This is a genomic window from Xanthomonas hortorum pv. pelargonii (assembly GCF_024499015.1).
Classification (GTDB): Bacteria; Pseudomonadota; Gammaproteobacteria; order Xanthomonadales; family Xanthomonadaceae; genus Xanthomonas; species Xanthomonas hortorum_B.
This window is the reverse complement of record NZ_CP098604.1, coordinates 3,489,522-3,514,460: the sequence shown is the minus strand read 5'-3', so window position 1 is coordinate 3,514,460 and position 24,939 is coordinate 3,489,522. Positions and strand designations below refer to the sequence as shown.

Sequence of the window (24,939 nt, the reverse complement as noted above, 5' to 3'; positions counted from 1 at the left end):
CCTCCACGATCTGACCGAAGTGCTGCCATGTCCCTCGATCCCGCCCTGCGTTCCCGTATCGATACGCTGCTGCAATCCAGCCGCGTGGTGCTCTTCATGAAAGGCCAGCCCAGCATGCCGCAGTGCGGTTTCTCGGCCAAGGCGGTCGGCGTGCTGGACGGCCTGGGCATCGACTATGCCCACGTCAACGTGCTGGCCGACCAGGACATCCGCGAAGGCATCAAGGCCTATGGCGACTGGCCGACCATTCCGCAGTTGTACGTGGACGGCGAGTTGGTCGGCGGCAGCGACATCATCCTGCAGATGGCCGACAGCGGCGAGTTGAGCAGCATGCTCGGCCTGCAGGCGCCAGACCGGACTCCGCCCAAGATCACCGTCACCCCGGCGGCGGTCGAGATGCTCAAGGGCGCGCTGGCCGATGCGCCGGACGCCTCGCTGACGCTGTCCATCGACGCCGACTTCCAGCCGAACTTCCAGCTGGCGCCGACCAACCCCAACGCCATCGCGGCCGAATCCAACGGCCTGCGCGTGCAGTTCGACCTGGCCAGCGCGCGCCGCGCCGACGGCATCACCATCGACTGGGTGGACGACATCCGCGGCCGCGGCCTGGCCATCGACAACCCCAACGCGCCCAAGCCGGTGCAGGAGCTGTCGGTGCGCGATGCCGACGACCGTCTCAAAGCCGGCACGCTGACCCTGGTGGACGTGCGCCCGGCCGACGAGCGTGCGCTGGCTTCGGTTGCCGCCCCGTTCCGCACGCTGGACGCGCACGAGCGTGCCGCCATCGAGCAGTTGCCCAAGGACACCCCGCTGGCGTTCCTGTGCCACCGCGGCGGCCGCAGCCTGCAGGCGGCCGAGCACTTCCGCAGCCTGGGCTTCAGCAACGTCTACAACGTCACCGGCGGCATCGATGCGTGGTCGGACCAGGTGGACAACGGCGTGGCGAAGTACTGAGTACCACGACCGATCGCGCAGCAGTGGTGACGTAGCTGTTGATTCGCCTGTGCGCGCTGTTGCTGTCTCGGTTTAGAGCTGTGGTGTTCCATCGAGGGGAGAGGGCGCGGTGCCCTCGCCGCTCGCGGGACACGCCGTGAATCAGTCCACTGGAGGCTCGGTGGCGGCATCCATGCCGCCACACGGTCCCCGCGAGCGGCGAGGACACCGCACCAGAAAGTTTGTAGGTTGCTTTGTTGAAAGCCTGCATACCGACCATCTTGATTGGTCATTGCCCGCCCACCGTCGCGGGACCTTATGCGGCATGGATGCCGCAGAAGAGCCTACAGGGACGTACTTGCGGCGTGTCCCGCGATGGTGGGCGGGCAAGGGCCCTGCACTGAAGTAACAGCCCTAGGAACGCTGTAACTTAAACAGCGCCGAGAAACCCGCCACCGCGCCTCAACCGGAAAATCCACCGTCATCGAGAAACTGCCGTTCTTCCGCAGTGCTCTCCCGCCCCAGCACCGCATTGCGATGGGGGAAGCGCCCGAAGCGCTGGATGATCTGCTGGTGATGCACCGCCCAGTGCGTGGTTTCGGCATCGTCCAACGCGGTGATCAGCTGCACCGCGCGCGCCTGCTCCTGCAGATCTTCGGCATGCCCGAACGGCAAGTAGAAAAATAGCCGCAACTGCGCGGAGACCTGTCGATCGAAACCGCTGGCGAGCGCCTGCTTGGCATGCTGCAGCGCCAGGCCGTCGGTGGCATAGGAATGCGCGCTGCCGCGGAAGGCGTTACGCGGAAACTGGTCGAGCAGAATCAGCAAGGCCAATGCATCTTCGGCACCTTGCATCCAGTGCGCGTACTCGCCGCGAGCGGCCGCAAAGTGCTGCTCGCTGAAATGCTGGCGGAAGTTGGCATCGAACGCATCGTTGTGCGTGAACCAGCGGGCCGAGCCGGCCAGCTCCCAGAAAGCCAACACCACATCGGCCTGTTTGTTGCGCTCTGATTTGGCAATCATCGACGTTTCCCCTGACGAATACGGCACAGCATGCACGCGCGTATGTGATGAGGCCGCCGCCACCGAGAGCGCAGCACTTGGCAAGCACCTCGCCGGCCGCTAGGTTTGCTGCTGACGTTTTCGTTGCACCGGGGAAATCCATGCGTTCCATCCTGTTCGCCGCGCTCGGCGCGGCTGTGCTGTGCGGGCCTGCGTCTGCGGCATCGCGGTTCGTGCAAGACCCATATCCCAGCACCTATAACGCGCTCGCCTCTGGGCCGGTGCTGATCCAGCACGCCACGGTCCTCACCGGCACCGGGCAGCGCCTGGACGATGCCGACGTGCTGCTGCGCGACGGCAAGGTGTCTGCGGTCGGGCGCGGGCTGGAGGCGCCGGCCGATGCACGTCGCATCGACGGCACCGGCAAGTGGGTCACGCCCGGCATCATCGACGTCCACTCGCATCTGGGCGTGTATCCCAGCCCCGGCGTCAGCGCGCACAGCGATGGCAATGAGATGACCGCACCGGTCACGCCCAATGTCTGGGCCGAGCATTCGATCTGGCCGCAGGACCCGGGCTTCGGCACCGCGCTGGCCGGTGGCATCACCTCGCTGCAGATCCTGCCGGGCTCGGCCAATCTGATCGGCGGGCGTGGCGTCACGCTCAAGAATGTCGCCTCCACCACCTACCAGGGCATGAAGTTTCCCGGCGCGCCCTGGGGCCTGAAGATGGCCTGCGGCGAGAACCCCAAGCGCGTGTATGGCGAAAAAGGCGGACCGGCGACCCGCATGGGCAACGTGGCCGGTTATCGCGCCGCGTTCATCGATGCGGCCGAGTACCTGCGCAAGAACGCGCCGAAAAAGAACAGCGAGAAACGCCACTGGTGGAGCCGCGGCGGCGACAACGACAGCAGCGGCGATGCCGGCGGCAAGCGCGATCTCAAGCTGGATACGCTGGCCGGCGCCATCAACGGCGACATCCGCGTGCATATCCACTGCTACCGCGCCGATGAGATGGCGACCATGCTCGATCTGTCCAAGGAGTTCGGCTTCCACATCGCCGCCTTCCACCACGGCGTGGAGGCCTACAAACTGGCCGACCGCCTGGCGCAGGAAAACGTCTGCGGCGCGCTGTGGGCCGATTGGTGGGGCTTCAAGATGGAAGCCTTCGACGGCATCCAGGAAAACATCGCGATGGTCGACCGCCCGGCCAACAGCTGCGCCATCGTGCATTCGGATTCAGAAGAAGGCATCCAGCGCTTGAATCAGGAAGCGGCCAAGGTGATTGCCAATGCGCGCCGCAGCGGCACGGAGATTGCGCCCGAGCGCGCGATCCGCTGGCTCACCAGCAATGCCGCCAAGGCGCTCGGCATTGAGAAACAGACCGGCGCATTGGAGCCGGGCAAGATGGGCGATGTGGTGGTGTGGAACGGCAATCCTTTCAGTTCCTACGCGCTGGCCGAACAGGTCTATATCGACGGCGCGCAGGTCTACGACCGGCATAACCGCGCACTGCAGCCGGTGTCGGACTTCATGCTCGGCCAGGAGGTGGCACGATGAGCCGCGCGACCTTCGTTCGCCCGCGTCTGCGCGCGATCTCGGCAGTGGTCATTGCAGTGCTTGCACTACCCGCATTCGGCCAGCAGGTGCTGATCCGTGGCGCCACCGTCCACACTGCTACCGCACAAGGCACGCTGCGCAATACCGATGTGCTGGTGCAGGGCGGGGTAATCCGCGCCATCGGCACTAACCTGGCCGTACCCACCGATGGACGCGTGGTCGAGGCCCGGGGCCGCCCGTTGACGCCGGCCCTGTTCGGCGGCATCACCGAGATCGGCATCGAAGAAGTCTCCGGCGAAGACAGCACCGTGGACAGCGGCGTCAAACTGAGCGATCAACCGATGCGCCCGGAATTCGACGTCACCCTGGCCTACAACCCCGACTCGGTGCTGGTGCCGGTAGCGCGTGTGGAAGGCATCGGCTTCACTGCGTTGGGTGCGACCACCAGCGGCGCGTTCATCGCCGGACAAGGCGGCATCGTACGGCTGGATGGCAGCCCCGACCCGATCGGCCCGCACGCCTTGTTTCTCCGCATCGGTGCAGCCGCATCCGATCTCACCGGCAGCTCGCGCGCGGCGCAGTGGATGTTGCTCGATCAGCTGGTTGCCGAAGCGCGCGGGCGCGTGCCGGCCGACTCGCCGCATGCGCTGCTGACCCCGGTCGGCCACAACGTGCTGGCCAAGTATCTGGCCGGGCAAGGTCGCATCGTGGTGCAGGTAGAACGTGCCGCCGACATTCGCCAGTTGTTGCGCTGGGCGCAGCGCGAAAAGGTACGCATCGCCATTGCCGGCGGCACCGAAGCCTGGAAGCTCGCACCGCAATTGGCGCAGGCCAAGGTGCCGGTGCTGGTGGACGCATTGGCGGATCTGCCATCCACCTTCGACCAGATCGGCGCGACCCTGGAAAACGCCGCACGTCTGCGCGCGGCGGGTGTAGAGGTCAGCTTCACCCAGAGCGGCGATGCCTCGCATAACGCGCGCAAGCTGCGCCAGTTGGCCGGCAATGCGGTGGCCAATGGATTGCCGTGGGAATCCGGCCTGGCCGGGCTGACCCGCGTGCCGGCGGAGATCTTCGGTGTGGCCGATCGCATCGGCAGCATCGCGGTCGGCAAGCAGGCCGATCTGGTGCTGTGGGACGGCGATCCGCTGGATGTCGCCCACTATGCCGAACAGGTGTGGCTGGGCGGCCGCGACATCCCGATGCGCTCGCGCCAGACCGACCTGCGCGACCGTTACATGCAACAGGCAGGACCGTTGCCGCGTGCGTATCTGAAGTGAGCGTGCTTGTAACGGGCGTGCTTGTCACGAGCATGTTCGTAGTGAGCGTGTGTGTGATGTGCTGCAACGTGATGCAGTGGAAGGTAGCGCTGGCGCCGCGCGGCGCCAGCCTTGCCGAGAGCACACACGGCTGTCATCTGGCAGGCACACCCTGATGCCGATGTCTCCACGCGCACGCATGCTGTACCTGCTGCTTGCACTCGCCGTGCTGCTGATCGAAGTGGCGATCGGCGCCGGTCGGCTCGGTGGGCCGTGGGTGCGCGGCAGCCTGGGCGATGTGTTGGCAGTGATCCTGGTCTACTGCGGATTGCGCGGTGTGCTTGCGCTCTCACCGCGTTGGGCGGCGGTTCTGGCGGTGGCGACCGGATGCGTGATCGAAGGCTTGCAGGCGATCCATCTGGCCGACCGGCTCGGCCTGCGTCCCGGCAGCGCCGCATCTATCGCGCTCGGTAACACCGCAACCCTGCACGATCTGGCGATGTATCTGGTCGGCGGTGGCGTGGCGTACATTGGCGATGTGCTGTCATGCCGTGTCGCTGCAGCTTCCGGGCGACAGTCGCAGCAGTGATGCACTCCCCCGGGTCTAGCGTATGTCTTGCGTTTCACCATCGGCCCTGATCGAAACAGTCGCGACCTTGCACCGGCAGACGCCGTCGATCTGCATGGCAGGGGTACCGCGGTGACCTCGCTGTTCCAGGGCAGCGGATTGCGCTCGATCGATCGCGTCGTGCTGCGCCAGGCACCCGCCAATCTGCAACGTGGTCTGGCAGCGGTGGGCGGGCGCTTGATCCTCACTGCCGATGCGCTGCACTTTCAGCCGCATGCCCTCAATATCCAGACCCAATCGTTGACCGTGCATCTGGCGCAGATCGAGGCGATGCAACTGCGCTGGACACGCTTGTTCGGCTTGCTGCCGGTTGCGCCGACCTCGCTGGTGGTTCAACTGGACGATGGCGGCGAACATCGCTTCGTGATCGGCAAACGCGAACAGTGGGTGCTGGCGATCCAGTCGGCGCGCGACGCGCTGCACTGACGCATGTCACCGCAGTGAAATGCAGGCAGCACCGTCCATCGGTCGCTTCGCGCCTCCAGGTTGCAGACAGAGAGCGTGACCTCCACTGCGTTTCGGCACGCCACTTCGAACAGGGCGCACGCTCTGCACGCGTGGTCATCGTTGTCGCTGTCCAGCTCGCCTAGCATCGCGCGTCGGCATCACAACGCGCCCCACTCGGAGATCGATATGCCCCGCCCTACCCTGCGCATCCTGGCATGCGCACTGTTGTTCTACGGCAGCGTCAGCGCACCTGCCATGGCTGCCTTCGGCGTCACCCGCAGCGGTGATCGCTTCATCGTGGACACCGGCGCCCAACTGGTGTTTTCGGTCAACGCCAGCAATGGCGACATCGTGTCGATGCGTTATCGCGACAACGAGTTGCAGACCACCGAGTCCAAGGGCACGCAGCTGGCCTCGGGGCTGGGTAGCGCCAGCGTGGAGGCGCGCACGGTAGGTGGGGCGATCGTGGTCTCGGCCAAGGCCGGCGACCTGACCCAGTACTACATTGCACGCACGGGCCGCAACGCGATCTACATGGCAACGTATGCACCGACACTGTCGAAGGTCGGCGGCGAAGAGCTGCGCTTCGTCACCCGCTTGAATGTCGCCAAGCTGCCGAATGCACAGCAGGAACCCGATTCCAACGTGGGCACGCCGGTCGAGAGCGAGGATGTGTTCTTGCTGCCGGATGGACGCACCAGTTCCAAGTTCTACTCGGCACGCCGCATGATCGACGACAAGGTGCATGGGGTCAGCGGTTCGGGGGTTGCGGCGTTCATGCTGATGGGCAATCGCGAGCGCAGTTCGGGCGGGCCGTTTTTCAAGGACATCGCCACGCAAAAAACCCGCGTGACGCATGAACTCTACAACTACATGTATTCCGACCACACCCAGACCGAGGCGTTTCGCGGCGGTTTCCATGGCGTGTACGGGCTGCTGTTCACCGATGGCGGTGCGCCCTCCAGCGCGCAACTGGACACCAGCTTTGTCGACGCCAGCCTGGGCCTGAGCGGTTATCTCGCCGATGCCGGGCGCGGCGCGGTGAGCGGCCGCGTCAGCGGCGTGTTGTCCGGCCAGCCCGCCGTGGTCGGCCTGCGCAGCGACCAGGCGCAGTACTGGGCCACGGCCAATGGCAGCGGCGACTACCAGCTTGCCGGCGTGCGCCCGGGACGCTATCGCATGACGCTCTACCAGAACGAACTGGAAGTGGCCCAACGCGATGTCGAAGTGTTTGCCAATGCGACGGCGCAAGCCGCGCTACAGGCAGTGGCATTGGCGGGCACGCCGAAGTGGCAGATCGGCGTTGCCGATGGCACGCCCGCCGGTTTCCGGTATGCAGACCTGTTACCGCGCGCGCATCCCTCCGACAAACGCATGAGCTGGGCACCGGTCACCTACACCGTTGGCTCCAGCAGTGTTAACAGCTTTCCGGCGGTGCAGTGGCGCAGCATCAACACGCCGAACCGCATCGACTTCACCCTGGCGGCCAATGAAGTGCGTGGCTATCGCCTGCGTATCTTCGTGCCACTGAGCCAGGTCAGCGCGCGTCCGCAGATCAGCGTCAATGCGCGCTGGAATGGACCGCTACCGGCCACACCCAACCAACCCAAGACGCGCGGCATCACCCGTGGCACCACGCGCGGCAACAACACGTTGTACGAGGTGGATATTCCGGCCTCGGCGCTGCAGGCCGGCAGCAACCGCATCGAGATCGGCGTCGCCTCCGGATCGCCGGACGATGGCTTCCTCAGCCCGGCGTTCGTGTTCGACAGCATCCAGCTGGTGGCGATGTAAGGCACCTGCCCCTGCCACCCACCGCGCACAGACACGTGCGGTGGGTGGCACAGCTCAGGAACGACGAGACACGACCTCTGAGCAGCGCATCGAATGCGCCTGGCCGCTGGTTGCAATCGGCCCATGCGATCCCTGCGCCAGAGTCCGTGGGAGCATGCCGCGCCCAACGGCTGGCTACGCGTCGGTCTGTTGATCGCCGCGCTTATTTGGCGGTGATCGCCCCACTCAGCGACACCGAACCCATCCCGCCCGTGACTTCGAAGCCGCCCTCCACCACCTGCAGATACAACGCGTTGCTGTAACGGCCATCGCCGCCACGCAACTCCTGCAGCTTGGTCAAGAACGCCTTGACGTCCGCATTGAGATTGCCCTTTGCCGGCAATGCATTGCTGTTGCCTGCGGTGCCGTGCGGGATGAAGGTGTACACGTAATAGCCTGCAGCGGAGTTATTGCCTTCCCACAGGTCATAGGTGACGCCGCCGGAGGTGATGGCATTGGCGGTAGTCAGCGTACCCAGCGGATAGGAATTGTTGGCGCCCCAGATCATCACTTCCAGCTGCGGGTCGCCCTTGCTGGCATCCTTGCGGAAGAACAGATCGTAGGCAAAGTCACCGGTCTGCCCACTGCCGCTGGTGGTGAACGCCACTGCGCCGCTCAGGCTGCCGATCTTGGACACCTGATGCGGAAAGTAGCTGTCGGTGGCCAGGTTCATCGTGTAGTGCCAACCGCGGCAAATGGCCGGATAGCCATACAACGTTCCGCTGGGCAGGTTGTAGGTCACGGTCATGCTCGGCGTGCTGCCCGAGCCGAATGTCGCCTTGATGTTGTTGTTCTTGTCGTTGAAATTATTGTTGTAGGCGTATTGCGTGCCATAGACCTTGGTCTCGCCGGTAGCGGCGCTGGCGCTGGATGCGACCAGCACCAAGGCCAACGCCACAGCGCGCGGCAACCGGTTGGAACCAGCAGACGTCAGCGAACGGAAACTGTCGTGCAACTGCATGGGGTGGACTCCGATGATGGATGGATAAACGTTCGTCCACCAGCGTGCAGCGCAACGCGCCGAGCGGTGAACGAACGACCATTATGCATCCGGCGCCATCGACACAGTTGCGCCACTGGCAACGGACACCCTCGCGCTGACGGGGCGAGGACGTGGCCATCCCTGCAGACCGATCACCGTGGCCCCATCCGATGCGCGACGCATGCATGCGTCGCGCACAAGACCACGTTATTGCAGCTTACTGTGCGTCGAGTGTGGCGCTGACCTTGGCCCAGCCATTGCCACGCACCACTTCAAAACCCGCTTCAACCGCATGCAGATACATGCTGTTGTTGTAGCGCCCATCCTTGGACCGGTTGGTCTGCAGCCAGGTGAGGAAGGGCTTGGCATCCACGTTGAGGCTGCCGCTGGTCTTGAGCGTGGGCTGGCCGGCAGTGCCGGTCGGGATGAAGGTGTAGACGTAGTAGCCGGCACCGGAGTTGAAGCCTTCCCACAGGTCGAAGGTGCGTCCACCGGCAGTGATCACATTACTCGCGGTCAGCGTGCCGATCGGCCAGGAGTTATGGTCGCCCCAGATCATCACTTCCAGCTGCGGGTTGCCCTTGGCGGTATCCCAACGGAAGAAGATGTCGTAGGCAAAATCGCCAGCCAGATTGGTGCCGCCCGCGCTGTAGGTGAACTTGAGCGGGATCTTGCTCAGCGAGGAAATCTGCTTCGGGAACAAGGTGTCGCTGGTCGGATTCCAGTCGTAATGCCAGCCGCGCACGATCGCCGGATAGCCGTAGAGGTTGTAGTCGGCGAAGTTGAAGGTCACGGTCAACTCCGGCGTGCTGCCGGTGCCAAAGGTGCCCTGGATGATGTTGTTGGGATCGTTGAAATTGTTCACCCACGCATAGTGGTTGCCGAAGATCTTGTAGGGCCCGGCCAGTGCCGCCGGCGCGAGCGCCACCAGACCGATTGCCAATGCTGCTTTCCACCAGCGCGATGCACGCCGCCGCGTGGTCGGCGCCTGCGCACCGGTGTAAGTGAGGGTGCTGGATTGGCTGTTGTGCATTTGACTCTCCGTGTGGGTTCCGCGCGGCAACGCCAGTACGGCGTTGTCCAAAGCCGCCTTGCAGCGGTGGCGTCGGACCCTAGCAGCGCCGTTGTGAGCGGAGCTATAGCAATTCCGGCAGCCATCGCTCGCCATGCACCATAACGGGTGCTATCTGGCACGCGAAGCGTGCGCGGGCCCTCAGTTTGTGTTCGTTATCGGCTGCCAGCAGGATGTATCAGTCAGGAGGCACACAACGCCACACCCAGGAATGGTGCAGAGCCGCATCACGCGTAGGCAGCGATTGCGCCACGCAAGCGATCGCTTGTGCATGCCTTGCGCGATGCATCTGTGGCTGCTGCCTGTCGTCACTGGCCGCTGCATCACGCCGATGAACGCGTCACCTTGCACCAGGACAGCGACGCGCCAGGCGATAGCCCTACGCGCCAAGGCCGTTTTGCGATAGCGTTCGCACTACAGACGACGCAACAGCCGAAGGGGGCGACGATGCGCATCGGAATCGTGGTGGACAGTGCCTGCGATCTGCCGCAGGACTTCATCCAACGCAACAACGTCATCGTGCTGCCGATCAGCGTACGCATTGGCGAGGCAGTGCTGGCCGATCACCGTGATGAAGAGGCCACGCTGAGCTTCCTGCACGCGCATGTGGCCGAGCGCGGTCACGAGGCGGAGACCACACCGTTTTCGGTCAACCAGATCCGCGATCTGTTCCTGCAGCGGCTGGTCATCGACTACGACCACGTGTTCTGCCTGACCATCTCCAAGCTGCGCAGCCAGATCTTCGATAACGCCATGCAGGCCAGCTTCGCGATCCTCAACGACTACAAGCCGATCCGCCAGGCGGCAGGTCATACCTCGCCGTTCGCACTGCGCGTGATCGATACGCTCAACCTGTTCGCCGGCCAGGGCATCACCGCGGTGGAGGCGGTGCGCCTGCGCGAACAGGGCCAGGGCGTGGCGGCGATTCGCGCCCGGCTCGAGCAGCTGGCCGAACACACTTACGGCTACATGATTCCGCGCGATCTCTATTACCTGCGCGCGCGTGCCCGCACCAAGGGCGATCGCAGCGTAGGCTTAATCAGCCGCACTGGGCAGCGCGCTGGATATCAAGCCGGTGCTGCGCGCGTATCGCGGCGTCACCGAACCGGTGGCCAAGTTGAAGGACTTCGAGCCATCCGCAGAGAAGCTGTTCGGCTTCACCGTGCGCAAGCTCCGCGAGGGCTTGATGACACCCACCGTATGCGTAGGCTACGGCGGCGAGCTGACCGAGTTGCACGCCCTGCCCGGCTACGCCGCCTTGCAGGCCGCCTGCCAGACCCACGGTGTGGAATTGTTCGAAAGCGTGATGAGCCTGACCGGCATGGTCAACGTAGGCAAGGGCGCACTGGCAGTGGCATTTGCGGCCGAGCCGCATACGTTTTCGGCCTGAAGCAGGCTCGGTCGATGGCTTTGCAGCCAAGCGGCAGCGCTATCGCTTTGCCACTGATTCGTCTACATCGTGCAATCAGCTCACAGCCACAGAGATGATGTTGAATCGTCGCGACGTTTAGATGCGGTCAAAAGCTCGGTGGGTCGAGTGCGCGGTGCCCTCGCCGCTCGCGGGACACGCCGTGAATCCATCCCTGGAGGCTCGGTGGCGGCATCCATGCCGCCACACGGTCCCGCAATCGGCGAGGACACCGCACCGGTGAATTTACAGGTTGCTTTGCTGAAAACCCTGCACACCGACCATCTCGACTGGTCCTTGTCCGCCCACCGTCGCGGGACCTTACGCGGCATGGATGCCGCGTAAGAGCCTACACGGACGTACTTGCGGCGTGTCCCGCGATGGTGGGCGGGCAAGGGCCCTGCGATCAAGCAGCAGATCAGTCGCTTTACACCTGATCTATCCGCACCATCCAACCACTCCAACGCAAACCATATTTCGAGTTGTAGCATCTTTCAAATACAGCCGGACTTTTAGATCAAAAGCTTAGCTGGTCGAGTGCGCGGTGCCCCCACCGCACCAGAGAGTTCGCTGGTTGCTTTGTTGAAAGCCATGCACACCGACCATCTTGACTGGTCCTTGTCCGCCCACCGTCGCGGGACCTTACGCGGCATGGATGCCGCGTAAGAGCCTACACGGACGTACTTGCGGCGTGTCCCGCGACGGTGGGCGGGCAAGGGCCCCACAGCCAAGCTACAGATCAGTCGCTTTACACTTGATCTATCCGCACCATCCAACCACTCCAGAACAACCGAGAGTTGGCGTCATAGCGTCGTATAGACGCAATCGAATGCTGAGGTCAAAAGCTTGGTTCCAAGTCGAAGTGGATCGCAGGGAGCTACATGCCTGCACACCTGTCGACGGAATACTCACCGCCGCTGCACTAACGTGCGAATGTCATCCACCAGAGTCTTCGCACATGCCCGTCAGCTATTCGATCAGCCTGCCCGACCCCAAGCTCGCCCGCGGCGGCGATGCGAGCGTGAGCTTCAGCGCCCATGGTGCCGAGGCCTTTGCCGAACAGCTGCAGGCCGCCCTGCGCGACCCGGCCTGGTTCGATCGCTGGCGCCAGCTGCAGGCCGACCCGGACGCGGTGGATCCCAGCCTCGGCGTGACCGATCCCTCGGCCACGGTCACCGGCAAGCAGGGCGACCTGCGGATCGATCTGGTCGCCACCACCAGCATCCCCGGCGACCTGCTCAAACAGCGCATGCAGGCGCTGGCCGGACATCACTGGGAACTGCGCGACGTGCGTTGAAGCTCGCTGCCGCCGCGCGTGAGGCGCGGCGGCAACTTCACTCAGGTCAGCACGTTGTCCGCCACCCGCCGCGGCCAACGCCACTTCAGATTTACCGCCAGCGTCCCGATCACGATCAATGCCAGGCCCAGCGATTGCACCAGCACCAGCGCGTGGCCGTAGAGCAGATAGTCCAGCAACAGCGTGACCAGCGGATAGACGAACGCCAGTACCGCAATCGTGGCCACGTGCAGATGGCGATAGGACGAATAGAACAGCACATACACGATACCGCTGTGGATCACGCCCAAGCCCACCAGCCACAGCCAATGCAGGCCTGGATGCAGCGCGGCGCCACTGGAAAACCCTGCCAGCAATAAGGTGCCGACCCAGCACTGCACGGTCACCACCGCCAGCGGCCGCTCGCGACTGATGCGGCGCGACATCAGCAACGACGCCCCGCACAGCAATGCCGCCAGCAAGGTGAGCGCGATCCCGATCAGATAACCGCGATCGGCCGCCTGCCAGAGCCGCGCCGGATCGGCCGAACAGGCCACACCGACGAAGGCTAGCAACGTCCAGCCCAGATCGACACGCCGCGTGCGCTCACCCTGCAGCAATGCGGCAAGGATCAACATCACGAACGGAAACACGTGGTAGACCATCGTCGCCACACCGATCGACGAGCGCGCCATGCCGGCGAACAACGCCACCCAGTTCAGCACCAGCAACACACCGCTGATGACCGCATCGCGCAACAGCGCACGCTCGCGCCATAGTCCGCGCAGCTGCCCACCGATCAAACCGCACACTGTCAGAAACAGCGCACCGAACAGGCAGCGGTAGAACACGGCAGTCACCGGATCCTGCCCGCTTTCGTGCACGAATACGCCCACCGACCCGATCAACACTTCGGCCACCAGCAATTGCCAGATTGCACGTCGCGCAGCGCCCGCCGAGGTCGCTTGAGCAGACAAGGACACGCTCATAGCGCAATCGTTCCCTGCAGATACTGCACAGCGCTGCCGCGCACGTACACATGCTGCGGCTCGACCCGGCAATCGAGTTCACCGCCGCGTGCCGATGCCTGCAGCGCACGCAGCTGCGTCTTGCCAAGCGTTTGTGCCCACAGCGGCGCCAACGCGGCATGGATCGACCCGGTCACCGGATCCTCGCTACCGCCATTGGCCGGCCAGAAGTAGCGCGAGACAAAGTCATGCCCAGTCCCTGGCGCGGTGACCGCTACATCGCGAGGCGCCAGCGCCAACATCCGGCTCAGATCGGGCGTCACCTCACGCACCTGCCCTTCATCGGCGTAGACGGCGATGTAGGCCTGCGCGTTTGCATAGACAGCCTGTGGCGCGATCGACAACGCCTCCAACAAGGCTTGCGGCATTACCGGCACCAGCGACGGCATCTGGTTGGGGAAGCGCAGCTCGAAGGTACGCTCGGCCACCCTGGCGACCTCGATCTCACCGACGGCAGGCGCGCGCAATCGCAACGGGAATGCAGCGCCTTGATGCATGGCAATCACCAACGCGCTGGCCAAGGTCGCATGCCCGCAGAAGCCGACTTCCTTGATCGGAGAAAACCAGCGGATGTCGAATACTCCGCTCTCGTCGCGCACGAAAAATGCGGTCTCCGACAAATTGTGTTCGCTGGCAATCGCCTGCATCAGCGACTCCGGCAGCCATTCCTGCAACGGCACGACAGCCGCAGGATTGCCCTTGAAACGCACCGTAGTGAACGAATCGACGATAAACACAGGAAGCAGCACGGCCAACCTCACAGAAGAGAACACACACCTGGCGCACTCACCGGGCACAGCCAGTCTGCAGCGCAGTACACGACCATGACAGATTCAGATAAGCTGCAAATTGACCAATACAGATAAAGGGCGCCCGCACATGCTCCTCTACGAATCGCTGGCCACCCAGCTGCGGCAGCAGATCGAAGGCGGCACCCTGCGTGCCGGCGAGCGCCTGCCCTCGATCCGGCAGTTGGCAGCCAATCACGGCATCAGCACGGCAACGGCAGTGCAGGCCTGCCTGCAACTCGAACGCGAAGGCCGCGTGCAGGCGCGGCCGCGCTCCGGCTACTTCGTGCGCACCACCGCCTCTGCCTTGCCTGTCGCAGCACCGGCAACGCGGCGGCGCAAACCCGGCATGGTCGACAACCCGGCCTTGCAGCGCGTGCTCGACACCCTGGCGCGCACAGACCTGGTGCCGTTGCACACCGCCACTCCCGCGCCAGCGTTGTTGCCGGCTGCGCAACTGGCGGCAGCACTCTCGCGTCAGTTGCGGCGCCAACGCACCGCCGCACTGGACTACGCACCGCCACAAGGCCACGCCGTCCTGCGCCGGCAGATCGCACAGCGCTACGCACATTGCGCAACCACCGTAGCTGCAGAAGAAGTGGTGATCACCGCCGGTGCGATGGAAGCGATCAGCCTGGCACTGCGCACGCTCACCGCACCGGGCGATGTGGTGCTGGTGGAAACGCCCACCTACCACGGCATCCTGCAGGCGGTGGCTGCGTTACGACTCAAGGTGCTGGAAGTCCCCAACCGCGCCGGCCACGGCATCGATGTCGCGCGCCTGGACGCACTGCTGCAACGCACGCCGGTACGCGCGGCGGTGCTGGTGCCCAACTTCAACAATCCCAACGGCAGCCTCACGCCCGACAAAGCCAAACGCGCGCTGCTCGACAGCTGCGCACGCCACGGCACCGTGGTGATCGAAGACGATATCTACGGCGAGCTGGATTGGTCGGGCCAGCGCCCACGCCCGCTACGCCACTTCGACACGCATGCCAACGTGATCACCTGCGGCTCGTTCTCCAAGGTACTGTCGCCCGGCCTGCGCGTGGGCTGGTTGGTCGGCGGCGACTGGACCGACGCTTTGGTGCGCGCCAAATATTTTTCCACCGTCGGCAGCGCCAGCCTGCCGCAATTGGCATTGGCCGATTATCTCGCGCAACACGATCTGGAACGGCATCTGCGCAAACTGCGCCGTACCCTGGCCGACAACGGGCAGCGGTTGCGCGATGCGATCGTGCGGCATTGGCCGGAAGGCACGCGGGTGGGCGACCCGGCCGGCGGACTCTCGCTGTGGCTGCAATTGCCCGATGGCGGCAGCGGCCAGGCATTGTTCGAAGCCGCATTGGCCGAAGGTATCGGCACCTCGCCGGGCCATCTGTACTCCAGCCGTGGCGACTACGCAGATCATCTACGCCTGACCTGCGGCCAGCCGTGGAGCGACACGCTGGAACGCGCGATGCGACGATTGGGCAGGCTTGCGGCGCAGGTGGCGCGGTAGCTTCGTTGTTAGCATCAACTTTCGAATTGGCGTTGGCGTCAGCTGTTGCTTTGGCGTCAGCTGTTGCTGTTGCTGTTGCTGTTGCTGTTGAACAACAACAACGATATCGCCAGCATCTACTTGACGCGAACTTTCAGATACGCAATGGCGAGCCCCTCTCCCCACGGGAGAGGGGTTGGGGTGAGGGTACGGTGCGAAGCCCTGGTGTCGTTCCAACTGCACGAGGCTTCGCCCGTACCCTCATCCGCCCCTTCGGGGCACCTTCTCCCGAGGGGAGAAGGGAAATCAGCTCGGCGCTTTATTCATGCCACCGGTCCAGGCAACACGGCAACGCAAGCAATGCAACGCACGCAACTGCGCGAGGTCTACTGCCACGCACACGCCACAAACTTAACAAACGCAACAAACGATCGGCTATTTCCACAATCGAGCAATCAAGCAATCACGAACGCAACGCCGCAGCATGATGCGCAATATGCTCGCCGATAAAACTCGAGATGAAGTAATAGCTATGGTCGTAACCAGGCTGCAGCCGCACCGTAACCGGATAACCAGCGGTCTTTGCGGCTTCCTCGAATAACGCAGTTTTCAACTGGTTTTCGAGAAATTCATCCGCGTCGCCCTGATCGATCAATAGCGGCAAACGCTCCTGCGTTTGTGCGATCAACGCAGTCGCGTCATAGGCTTTCCACGTATCACGATCCGGTCCCAGATACTGGCCGAATGCTTTCTCGCCCCACGGCACCTGGCTCGGTGCCACGATCGGCGAAAACGCCGACACGCTGCGATAGCGGCCCGGGTTCTTCAACGCGATGGTCAAGGCGCCGTGCCCGCCCATCGAGTGGCCGCTGATCGCACGCGCACCGGTAGTGGCGAAGGTCGCTTCGATCAACGCCGGCAATTCGTTCACCACATAGTCGTACATGCGATAGTGCGCCGCCCACGGCTGCTCGGTGGCATCGACGTAGAAACCGGCGCCCTTGCCGATGTCGTAGCCGTCCGCGTCGGCCACCTCGTCGCCACGCGGGCTGGTGTCGGGTGCGACAAGAATGACGCCATGCTCGGCCGCGTAACGCTGCGCGCCGGCCTTGCTGATGAAATTCTGTTCGGTGCAGGTCAGGCCGCTGAGCCAGTACAGCACCGGCAGCGGGCCATCGGCGGCCTGCGGTGGCAGATACACGCCCACCTGCATGCTGCAGTTCAAGCTCTGCGACTGGTGCCGGTAGACATCTTGCCAACCGCCGAAGCAGGCACGGTGTTCGATACGTTCCATGAGATTCCTTCGATAAAAACCTGCGGCCGGCATGGATGCCGGCCGCGGGGTTGGGCGATCAGTGCAGCAGGCCCTTATGGCGTGCCACATTGGCCGCCAATGCATCCATCAATCCCGGCGACAGGCAGTCGTACGGGGTCAAGCCGAGCTCGTTGAGGCGCGCGCGTACGCCGTCCATGTTATCCGGCGGCGTGCCGGTTTCGATGATGGAGGACACGAACGCCGCAAAGCCCGGCGGCGACCAGCCCGACTGCTGCGACAACTCGGTATGGATGAAGTCCAGACCATAAAACGCATGGTCCTTGTTCTCGATGCGGCCAATCATATGCACGCCGCAACCGGTACAGGCGTGGCGCTGGATCGCCGCGCTTTCGTCGACGATCTTGAGCTTCTCCGCATGCGCGGTGACCTTGACCTTGTCGCGCGAGACCACGGCAATCACCGAAAAGGTCGCACCTTCCGGCTTCCAGCATTTACTGCAGCCGCAGGCATGGTTATGCGCTGTCTGCGCACCCACTTCCACGGTCACCTTGTCGCTGGCGCAATGGCATTCAAGGGTTCCCCCCTGAAAGCTTTCTGCACCTCCACGCGCAACACCACTGTCTACCGAAGGATGAATCGAGACGCTGGTCATCATGCCCCTCCCGGAGTATCGGGTACCACGTGCGCGGAAGCGGCCGCGCGCCGATCCTGGCCGTACGGTCAGAAGTGAATCACGGTGCGGATCGACTTGCCTTCGTGCATCAGATGGAAGGCTTCGTTGATCTCTTCCAGCGGCATGGTGTGGGTAATGAACGGGTCGAGATCGATCTCGCCCTTCATCGATTGCTCCACCATGCCCGGCAATTGGGTGCGTCCCTTGACGCCGCCGAAGGCCGAGCCGCGCCACACGCGGCCGGTCACCAACTGGAACGGACGGGTGCTGATTTCCTGGCCTGCGCCAGCCACGCCGATGATGACGCTCTCGCCCCAGCCCTTGTGGCAACACTCCAGCGCCGACCGCATCACGTTGACGTTGCCGATGCACTCGAAACTGAAGTCGACGCCGCCATCGGTCAACTCGACGATGACCTCCTGGATCGGCTTGTCGTAGTCCTTGGGGTTGATGCAATCGGTGGCACCCATGCTGCGTGCCAGATCGAACTTGCCCGGGTTGGTATCGATGGCCAGGATGCGCCCGGCCTTGGCCTGCACCGCGCCCTGGATCACCGCAAGACCAATGCCGCCCAGGCCGAACACTGCCACGCTCTCACCCGGCTTGACCTTGGCAGTGTTGTGCACGGCACCAATACCGGTGGTGACGCCGCAACCGAGCAGGCAGACCTTTTCCAGCGGCGCTTCCGGGTTGACCACGGCCAGCGAAATCTCCGGCACCACGGTGTACTCGCTGAAGGTGCTGCAGCCCATGTAGTGATAGATCGGCTCGCCGTTGTACGAGAAGCGCGTGGTGCCGTCGGGCATCAAGCCCTTGCCCTGCGTGGCACGCACTGCCTGGCACAGATTGGTCTTGCCGGACAGGCAGAATTTGCACTTGCGGCATTCGGCGGTGTACAGCGGGATCACGTGATCGCCGACCTTGACGCTGGTGACGCCCTCGCCGATCTCTTCGACGATGCCGCCACCTTCGTGGCCCAGCACCGACGGGAAGATGCCTTCCGGGTCGTCGCCAGACAGCGTGAACGCATCGGTGTGGCAGACGCCGGTGTGGGTGATGCGGACCAGCACTTCGCCGGCCTTCGGCGGTGCGACGTCGATCTCGACGATTTCCAGCGGCTTGCCGGGTCCGAATGCAACTGCTGCACGGGATTTCATTGGATGACGCTCCTGACGATGAGATTCAAGGACGGGTGCGGCATGCGCCGACCCGGTGGGAGTTCATTTGAGGTAGGACCGGACCAGGCCAAGCAATTCCTGCACCCGCTCGGCGCGTTGCGCATCGGACGTTGCGGCGTGCCCGAAATCTTCCCGGATATGCGCTTCAAGCACCTGCGACATCAGCCCATTCACGGCCCCCCGGATCGCGGCGATCTGCTGCAAGACAGGCGCGCAGTCTGCGCCTGCCTGCAGCGCCCGCTCAAGTGCATCGCACTGTCCACGCAAGCGGCGCACGCGTGCTAGCGCCCGCTTTTTCTCTTGCGGCGAATGCGGCATAGCGGCCCCGATCCAAATACTGGGGGGCAGTATATGGATTCGGACGAAAAAAGCCATGGGCGTCGGGGGCGTTGTGTCGAAGATGCCGGCTGGCAACGTGATGTTCGATCAACGCAGATGCGCGCGAGAATGCCGCCAGCAGGGACTGTGGCGCGGCATGTGCACAGGCACGCACAGATCAAAAATTTGTGCCCTGCGCAGGAAATACGCGACCGCAATCAGCAAGGTGACCGCAGTGCAGCATGACGGCGGCTGATGTGTGCACGTGCAGCATCTAACGCTAACCCTCGTCCCCCTCCAGGCGCATGCTTTCCGACACCGGCAACTCGATGGTGCAGCGCACGCCATCCGGGCCCAGCACATAGGTGGTTTCGGCCTGCAGTTGATACGGCAGCGCGCGCTCGATCAGCTCGCGGCCGTACCCGGAGCCTTGTGGCGCTTCGCCGGGTGTTGGCATGGTCACGCCGGTTTCGCTCCATTCGATCCGCAGCCGCGTACCGTTACTGGTGCGCAGCAGGCGCCAACGCACCTGCAGCTGGCCGCCGGGTTGGGCGAGCGCGCCGTACTTGTTGGCATTGGTCGCCAGCTCATGCAGCGCCAGCGCAAACGTCTGCACGGTGCTGGAGCGCAGACGCACGCCGCTGGGGCCATCCAGCACCACCTGCTCACCCTGGCCTTGCGCATCGATCGCGCCCATCGCCGAGAGTTCGACATGGATCAACTCATCGAACAGGATGCGATCGCCGTCGTTCAAGCGCGAGAGCAATCCCTGCACGCGCGCCAGCGCGTCCAGCCGGTCGTTGTAGATCAGCGCCAGCTCGGCGATGGTCTTGCTGCTGCGCTGGGTGCGATTGAAGACCACACGCACGACGCCCATCAGGTTGCGCGTGCGGTGCTGCAGTTCGGCCAGCAACACCTGCTGGCGATCTTCCCACTCCCGGCGCCGGGTGACGTCCTGGCCGATCTTGAGATACCCCAGCGGCTCGATACCGCCATCGCGCAGCGGCCGGGTCGCCCCTTCGATGAAGACGCGGCGGCCGTCCTTGCATTGATGCCAGCGGACATTGGGGGCAACGCCGGTGTGGTGCGCCTGTTCGATCTCGCGCTGCGGCATCCCGGCCAGGCGATCTTCTGCAACGAAGGTCATGGCGATGTGTTGCCCCACCGCTTCTTCGGCGGTCCAGCCGAACACCGCTTCGGCACCAGGGGGCCATGTCTGGATGTAGCCGCTGGTGTCGGTGGTAAAGATCGCGTAGTCCAGCGCGTTTTCGAGAATCACTCGGTAACGCTCTTCGCTTTCGATCAGCGCGCCCTGTGCGCGTGCGCGCTCCAATGCCGCCCAGGTGCGCTCTGCGGTTTCTTCAACCAGCCGGATCTCGGCGGCCGTCCAATCGCGCGCAGTGCGCTGATTGACCACGAAGCTGGCAACCAGCTGGCCGCTCTTGATCAGCGGCGCCACGATCAGCGCACCGATGGCATTGCCCAGATAGGCCGCGCGCTGGTCATCGGGCAATGCCGCATCGATGGCAGTGTCGCGCACCACCCATGTCTGCGCGTCGGTCAGCCAGGGCATCGGCCAATCGCTCAGTGCGAAGCGCCGCGCATGACTGGTTTCGCCGGGTTGATGCCAATCGCGTTCGACCACGTACTGCTGCGTTTTGCGATCCACTTCAACGTAGTACGCGCGGCCGGCATGCAAGTGCTCGCCCAGCACGCACGCGGCTTTGCCCTGGATCGCGGCCGGGTCGCTCAGCGGCCGCAGCGCATCGGACAGCTTCAACAAGAAGGCATTGCGATCCTGCACCTCGCGCAACGCCGCTTCGGCCAGCTTGCGGTCGGTGATGTCGAGCACGAATTCGAAACCGGTTCCATCCGGTAGCCGCTTGGCGGCAAACAACGCCCAGCGATGCGAGCCGTCCTTGCGCAGATATTCGCGCTCATAGGGCGTGGTGCTGCCCTTGGCCTTCAGCTCTTGAAAGGCCTGCGCGGTCAACTCGCGCGCGGTCGCCGGGGTCAGGTTCTGCCAGTTGAGCGTACCGGCTTCAACATCTGCACGGCTGTAGCCGCTCATCTTCAAGAACGCATCGTTGGCATCGGTCAGGCGGCCATCCATATCGAAATATGTCGCGCCCACGGTTTCGATCGTCAGTGCGGTGCGGAAGCGCTCTTCACTGGCACGCAGCTGCTCCTGCGCACGTTTCTTGTCGGAGATATCGCGAAAATACACCGACATGCCGCCATCGCTGGTGGGATACAGACTGATGTCGACCCAATGCCCCAGCACCGGCGAGGCGACATCCAGGCGAACCATCTGCCGCGTTTGTGCGGCCTGCAAATGCGCGGTGTGCGTTGCAGAGCCGATCAACGCGGCGAACTCGTCCCAGATCACCTTGCCCAGCAATTGCGCACGCGAGCGCGCCCACAACGCCTCGGCCTTGCGATTGATATAGGTAAAGCGCCACTGCGCATCGACGCCATAGAACGCATCGGAAATGCTTTCCAGAATGTCGCGGTTACGCTCGGCTAGCATGCCCAGTTCCGCCTGCACCCGGCGCTGTCCGGTCACGTCCTGCACCACGGTCAATCCACCGGTCACCCTGCTGCCATCGCGCAATGCGACCGCAGTGACACGCAACCAACATTCGGCGGTTCCATCGAGGTGGCGGAAATCGATCGGCGCTGTGGTGTCTTCGCCGCGCAACGCGCGCGCACCGGGAAACTGCTGCGGTGGCACCGGGTTGCCTTGCTGGTCGATACCCTGCCACTCGTCTGCGCGCACGCTATCGCGCGAGGGAATGCGATCGGTCAACTGATCGCTCAGCTGCGGATTCTTGTAGGTGAAACGGCCTTGCGTATCGAACAGACCGACGCCGATCGGAATCTGATCGAGCACCAGCGCCAGCCGCGCCTCGCTATCGCGCAGGCGTTGTTCGGCCTGCTTGCGCGCGGTGATGTCGGCGGCGGTGCCGAACCATTCGGTGATATTTCGCTCCGCATCCAGTGCCGGCACGCCCTTGGTGGCGATCCAGGCCAGGCTGCCGTCCGCACGTCGTACCCGATGCTCGAAAATGATCGGTGTCTTTGCATGGATGCCGGCATCGATCTTTTGCCGCACCATTGCCCGATCGTCATCGGGAATGTAATCCATCAACCAGGCGCGATTGGGATTGACCGTATCGGCCACAAAGCCTTTACCGGTCAATGTGCGCATCTCGCCCCAATCCGGGCTCATCCGGTAATGCACTTCGGAACTTACCAGCGACAACGCGGCCAGCCGCGACTCGCTGGTCCGCAATGCCGCCTGAGCACGATTGCGTTCGACATAGTCGGCGGCTGTCCATGCAAGCAGTTCGAGCAACCTGAGTTCATGCTCTGCCGGCCGATACGGCATTGTGAATTGCGTACTGAGCAAACCGAGCAACACGCCGGCACGATTGAACAGGGGCGTGAACTGCGCAGCACGGATCCCACTGCACAGCGCGGCCTCGTAATCCGGCGTGCCCTTGAGTGGGGTGAACGTTTCGATGTCTTCGATCACCAGCTGCCGGCGCTCGCGGCGCACGGTATCGCAGGTCGCCTGAAAACCGTCCTTCAAGAACTGCTGCACGAACGGGCTGTGCTCGTCATGGCCGCGATAGACGCGCAGCTCCATGTCGTTGCTGTGCTCGTCGACCAGTTGCACGCAACCGCACTCGGTGCGCGCGAAGGTGCAGGCAAGCGCGGTGATGTCCTGCAGCGCTACACGCATGTCGACCTGCGCTGCAAGGCTGACCTGTAGCGCGTGCAGTTTGCGCATGCCGGCCAGCTCTTCCTGCATGCTTGCAGCGCTTTCGACACGTTCCACGTTGTCGATCTGCTCGCCAGGCGCACGTTTCATCGTGACTGGTTTCTCCCTGCGCGCATTATCCTATCTCTCGCCAAGGGTGAAGCGACACAATGCGTAATCGCGAGCGAAGAGGCTGTAGTAGCGTGCTCGACATCTGCCGTGCTGGTGCACGCGCAAGCCTGCGTCTTTGGATGCGCAGCCGACGCGACCGCAAGCTGGTGGTCACTGGCTTGCAGCGTTATCTGGCGAAACACCTGCAGTCTGCTGTACGGCAACGTCCGCTAGCGGCAAGCTACCTGCAGTACCTGCGCGCATCTGTCTCAGCCGTGACGCGGCGGCGGCTTGAATCCCTCCGCCTCCAGGCATTGCAGCAACGATGACGGTAGCGGTCCAGGCGGCGGCGCATCCGGCACCGGCAACGCGATGTCTTGCGCCGTAGCGCAGGCCTGCAGCGCTGCATCGAATTCGGGATCGTGCGGCGGCGGTGGGCCATGATGGCCGCGCTCAGGCGGCGGCGGTGGCAGCGGCGGCGCGCTACCTGGAGCGCCGCAGAGGCTGGCGCAGCCGCCCAGGCTCAGTGCGGCAAGCAGCGCAGCGGTGACGGCAAAGCTGGGGCGTGTTTGGACCATCGTCGATCTCCCTGGATGGATGCACACGTGTGCGTCGTGCATGCACGTGGCAGGGGCGGGCGACGCCCGCGCTTTCGTCCAGCAAAGCCTTGCATGTGCGTGTGCCGCGCATGTGTCGCGCGCGTGTCGCCATCCGCCAAGCGCAGGCGTGCGACGACATGCGCTGATCGTGCCGCTATCCCTGCTGCACAAACGCGCAAGCGCTAACGCGTCAGTTCTCGACGACGGCCGGTGCCACGCTGACGGCGGCGTCAACGGCATTTTCAGGCAGCGATGCCATCACCGCAGCGCGAAAGCGCGCAGCGAACGCGGCATCGTTGGCCTGATAGAAGGCACGCGCATTGGCCGATAACTGACCCAGCTGCGCCTGTGGCAACGCCAATGCGGTTTCCACCGCGTGCGCGATCCCCGCCGCATCGACGTAGTAATACGAGGCCAGACGCCGCTGGCGCACCTGCGCCACCGGAATCAGCACGCCGTGCTCGGGCCTGACCAATTCGTTCATCGGCTCGCCGTCGGTCGCCAATGTCACCGCGCCCACGCTCAGCGCTTCCATCAGGTAATGACCGAAGCCTTCGGCTTCTGACGGGCAGATATGGAACAGATGCGCGTTCTGCAGACGGCGCAGTTCGGCATCGTCGAGATAGCGGACCCGGTGATCGATGTTCGCTGCAACCACCGGCTTGCCGGCGGTGCGCGGGCTCTGCACCACGGTCAGCAGCGGCCACTCCGGATGCTGCTTCCAGGTCTCCAGCAGCACGCGGGTGCCCTTGGCGGTGCTGCGCCCGGCCAGATGGAAGAATGCACGCTGACGCAGCACCTGTGGGTCGTATCGATCCGGGCTGGTGAATCCGATGAAACGCGTGGTGCAGCCCAGATTGCGAAAGATCCGCTCGGCGTGGTGGGTCTTGCACAGCACCGCGTCGAAACGCGGCAACCGCGGCAGCCACTTGGGCAGCATCCACTCCGGATTGGGCACCAGCAGGTTGGCCTGGCCCAGCGGCAGGCAACGCGCATAGACGCGTTCGGAAAAGATCTGCACCGGCACCCGCCCGAACAGTGCGCGGCTGGCCCACAGACGGGTTTCGCGCAGGGTGTCGTGCACCCGCTGGCTGGTGAATCCCACTTCCTGTACCGGCACACCGCCAGCACGCAGGGTCTGCGCCATCAGCACCATGTCGCGGGTCAGGCCCACGCCGTTGTCGCGGCTGATCACCCGCATCATCGGAAACGCCTTGTCATGCGCGCACTCGCCATTGCAGCGGCACAGTGTCGATGTGATGGCTTCCTTGGCGATGTCCGGTTCTGTCATGTCGCGTCACACGTGTGCCAATGGATGACAAATTC

The 24,939-nt window shown here is 63.9% G+C and carries 20 protein-coding genes and 1 pseudogene; 9 read left to right on the top strand and 12 right to left on the bottom strand.

The genetic code is table 11. The annotated features are described in order from the left end of the window. Positions 1-27 precede the first annotated feature (27 nt). Positions 28-954: a Grx4 family monothiol glutaredoxin gene (gene grxD / locus NDY25_RS15270; RefSeq protein ID WP_023905083.1), complete on the top strand. Its 927-nt coding sequence runs from the start codon at positions 28-30 to the stop codon at positions 952-954. A 441-nt stretch (positions 955-1,395) separates the two neighbouring features. Here the strand turns inward: grxD and NDY25_RS15265 are convergent, their stop codons facing one another. Next, entirely contained in the window at positions 1,396-1,956 is a 561-nt protein-coding gene (locus NDY25_RS15265; protein WP_168958237.1) for a DUF924 family protein, read from the bottom strand. A 140-nt stretch (positions 1,957-2,096) separates the two neighbouring features. On the opposite strand from NDY25_RS15265, the gene NDY25_RS15260 reads away from it, so the two are divergent. From NDY25_RS15260 to NDY25_RS15240, 5 genes are all read left to right on the top strand, one after another. Continuing rightward, on the top strand, positions 2,097-3,494 hold the full coding sequence (locus NDY25_RS15260; RefSeq protein WP_256627550.1) for an amidohydrolase: 1,398 nt from the start codon (positions 2,097-2,099) through the stop codon (positions 3,492-3,494). Further along, the gene (locus NDY25_RS15255; RefSeq protein WP_168958235.1) at positions 3,491-4,771 is read left to right on the top strand and encodes an amidohydrolase family protein; all 1,281 of its coding nucleotides are present in this window, start codon (positions 3,491-3,493) and stop codon (positions 4,769-4,771) included. The genes NDY25_RS15260 and NDY25_RS15255 overlap by 4 nt, the downstream gene beginning before the upstream one ends. Positions 4,772-4,922: 151 nt before the next feature. Further along, positions 4,923-5,339, top strand: coding sequence for a ribosomal maturation YjgA family protein (locus tag NDY25_RS15250; protein ID WP_425510793.1), 417 nt, complete (start codon positions 4,923-4,925; stop codon positions 5,337-5,339). A gap of 138 nt (positions 5,340-5,477) precedes the next feature. Continuing rightward, complete coding sequence (locus NDY25_RS15245; protein ID WP_180336548.1) at positions 5,478-5,804, top strand: hypothetical protein; 327 nt, start codon at positions 5,478-5,480, stop codon at positions 5,802-5,804. Positions 5,805-6,011: 207 nt separating this feature from the next. After that, complete coding sequence (locus tag NDY25_RS15240) at positions 6,012-7,619, top strand: rhamnogalacturonan lyase B N-terminal domain-containing protein (RefSeq protein WP_168958232.1); 1,608 nt, start codon at positions 6,012-6,014, stop codon at positions 7,617-7,619. 202 nt (positions 7,620-7,821) lie between these two features. On the opposite strand, the gene NDY25_RS15235 is transcribed toward NDY25_RS15240, so the two are convergent. Beyond that, positions 7,822-8,619, bottom strand: coding sequence for a GH12 family glycosyl hydrolase domain-containing protein (locus NDY25_RS15235; protein WP_425510758.1), 798 nt, complete (start codon positions 8,617-8,619; stop codon positions 7,822-7,824). A 238-nt stretch (positions 8,620-8,857) separates the two neighbouring features. Continuing rightward, positions 8,858-9,673 (bottom strand): GH12 family glycosyl hydrolase domain-containing protein, encoded by an 816-nt coding sequence (locus NDY25_RS15230; RefSeq protein WP_168958231.1) that lies wholly within the window; start codon positions 9,671-9,673, stop codon positions 8,858-8,860. A 486-nt stretch (positions 9,674-10,159) separates the two neighbouring features. Between NDY25_RS15230 and NDY25_RS15225 the strand changes: the two are divergent. Both NDY25_RS15225 and NDY25_RS15220 read left to right on the top strand, forming a co-directional pair. Continuing rightward, positions 10,160-11,102, top strand: a pseudogene (locus NDY25_RS15225) (DegV family protein). A gap of 976 nt (positions 11,103-12,078) precedes the next feature. Then, positions 12,079-12,417, top strand: a complete 339-nt coding sequence (locus tag NDY25_RS15220) for a hypothetical protein (RefSeq protein WP_023905094.1) — start codon at positions 12,079-12,081, stop codon at positions 12,415-12,417. A gap of 41 nt (positions 12,418-12,458) precedes the next feature. Here NDY25_RS15220 and NDY25_RS15215 read toward each other — a convergent pair whose 3' ends face one another. Both NDY25_RS15215 and NDY25_RS15210 read right to left on the bottom strand, forming a co-directional pair. Beyond that, a complete protein-coding gene (locus tag NDY25_RS15215) occupies positions 12,459-13,385 on the bottom strand; it encodes a DMT family transporter (protein WP_168958229.1) in 927 nt (308 codons plus the stop codon). After that, positions 13,382-14,173 carry a PhzF family phenazine biosynthesis protein gene (locus NDY25_RS15210; protein WP_256627549.1) on the bottom strand — a complete coding sequence of 264 codons (792 nt, stop codon included), beginning with the start codon at positions 14,171-14,173 and terminating at the stop codon, positions 13,382-13,384. Before NDY25_RS15210 ends, NDY25_RS15215 begins: the two co-directional genes overlap by 4 nt. Positions 14,174-14,303: 130 nt before the next feature. Between NDY25_RS15210 and NDY25_RS15205 the strand changes: the two genes are divergently transcribed. Next, positions 14,304-15,713, top strand: a complete 1,410-nt coding sequence (locus tag NDY25_RS15205) for an aminotransferase-like domain-containing protein (protein WP_168958227.1) — start codon at positions 14,304-14,306, stop codon at positions 15,711-15,713. A gap of 442 nt (positions 15,714-16,155) precedes the next feature. Here the strand turns inward: NDY25_RS15205 and fghA are convergent, their stop codons facing one another. From fghA to NDY25_RS15170, 7 genes are all read right to left on the bottom strand, one after another. Beyond that, entirely contained in the window at positions 16,156-16,986 is an 831-nt protein-coding gene (gene fghA / locus NDY25_RS15200) for an S-formylglutathione hydrolase (protein WP_168958226.1), read from the bottom strand. A 58-nt stretch (positions 16,987-17,044) separates the two neighbouring features. Next, positions 17,045-17,620 carry an S-(hydroxymethyl)glutathione synthase gene (gene gfa, locus NDY25_RS15195; RefSeq protein ID WP_168958225.1) on the bottom strand — a complete coding sequence of 192 codons (576 nt, stop codon included), beginning with the start codon at positions 17,618-17,620 and terminating at the stop codon, positions 17,045-17,047. A 68-nt stretch (positions 17,621-17,688) separates the two neighbouring features. Continuing rightward, positions 17,689-18,798, bottom strand: a complete 1,110-nt coding sequence (locus NDY25_RS15190; RefSeq protein ID WP_006451640.1) for an S-(hydroxymethyl)glutathione dehydrogenase/class III alcohol dehydrogenase — start codon at positions 18,796-18,798, stop codon at positions 17,689-17,691. 63 nt (positions 18,799-18,861) lie between these two features. After that, complete coding sequence (locus tag NDY25_RS15185) at positions 18,862-19,137, bottom strand: metal/formaldehyde-sensitive transcriptional repressor (protein WP_023905100.1); 276 nt, start codon at positions 19,135-19,137, stop codon at positions 18,862-18,864. A 280-nt stretch (positions 19,138-19,417) separates the two neighbouring features. Next, positions 19,418-23,014 (bottom strand): PAS domain-containing sensor histidine kinase, encoded by a 3,597-nt coding sequence (locus NDY25_RS15180; protein WP_168958224.1) that lies wholly within the window; start codon positions 23,012-23,014, stop codon positions 19,418-19,420. A 269-nt stretch (positions 23,015-23,283) separates the two neighbouring features. Further along, positions 23,284-23,592, bottom strand: coding sequence for a hypothetical protein (locus NDY25_RS15175; RefSeq protein WP_168958223.1), 309 nt, complete (start codon positions 23,590-23,592; stop codon positions 23,284-23,286). Positions 23,593-23,803: 211 nt separating this feature from the next. Next, entirely contained in the window at positions 23,804-24,904 is a 1,101-nt protein-coding gene (locus NDY25_RS15170; RefSeq protein WP_168958222.1) for a glycosyltransferase, read from the bottom strand. Positions 24,905-24,939: the final 35 nt, after the last annotated feature.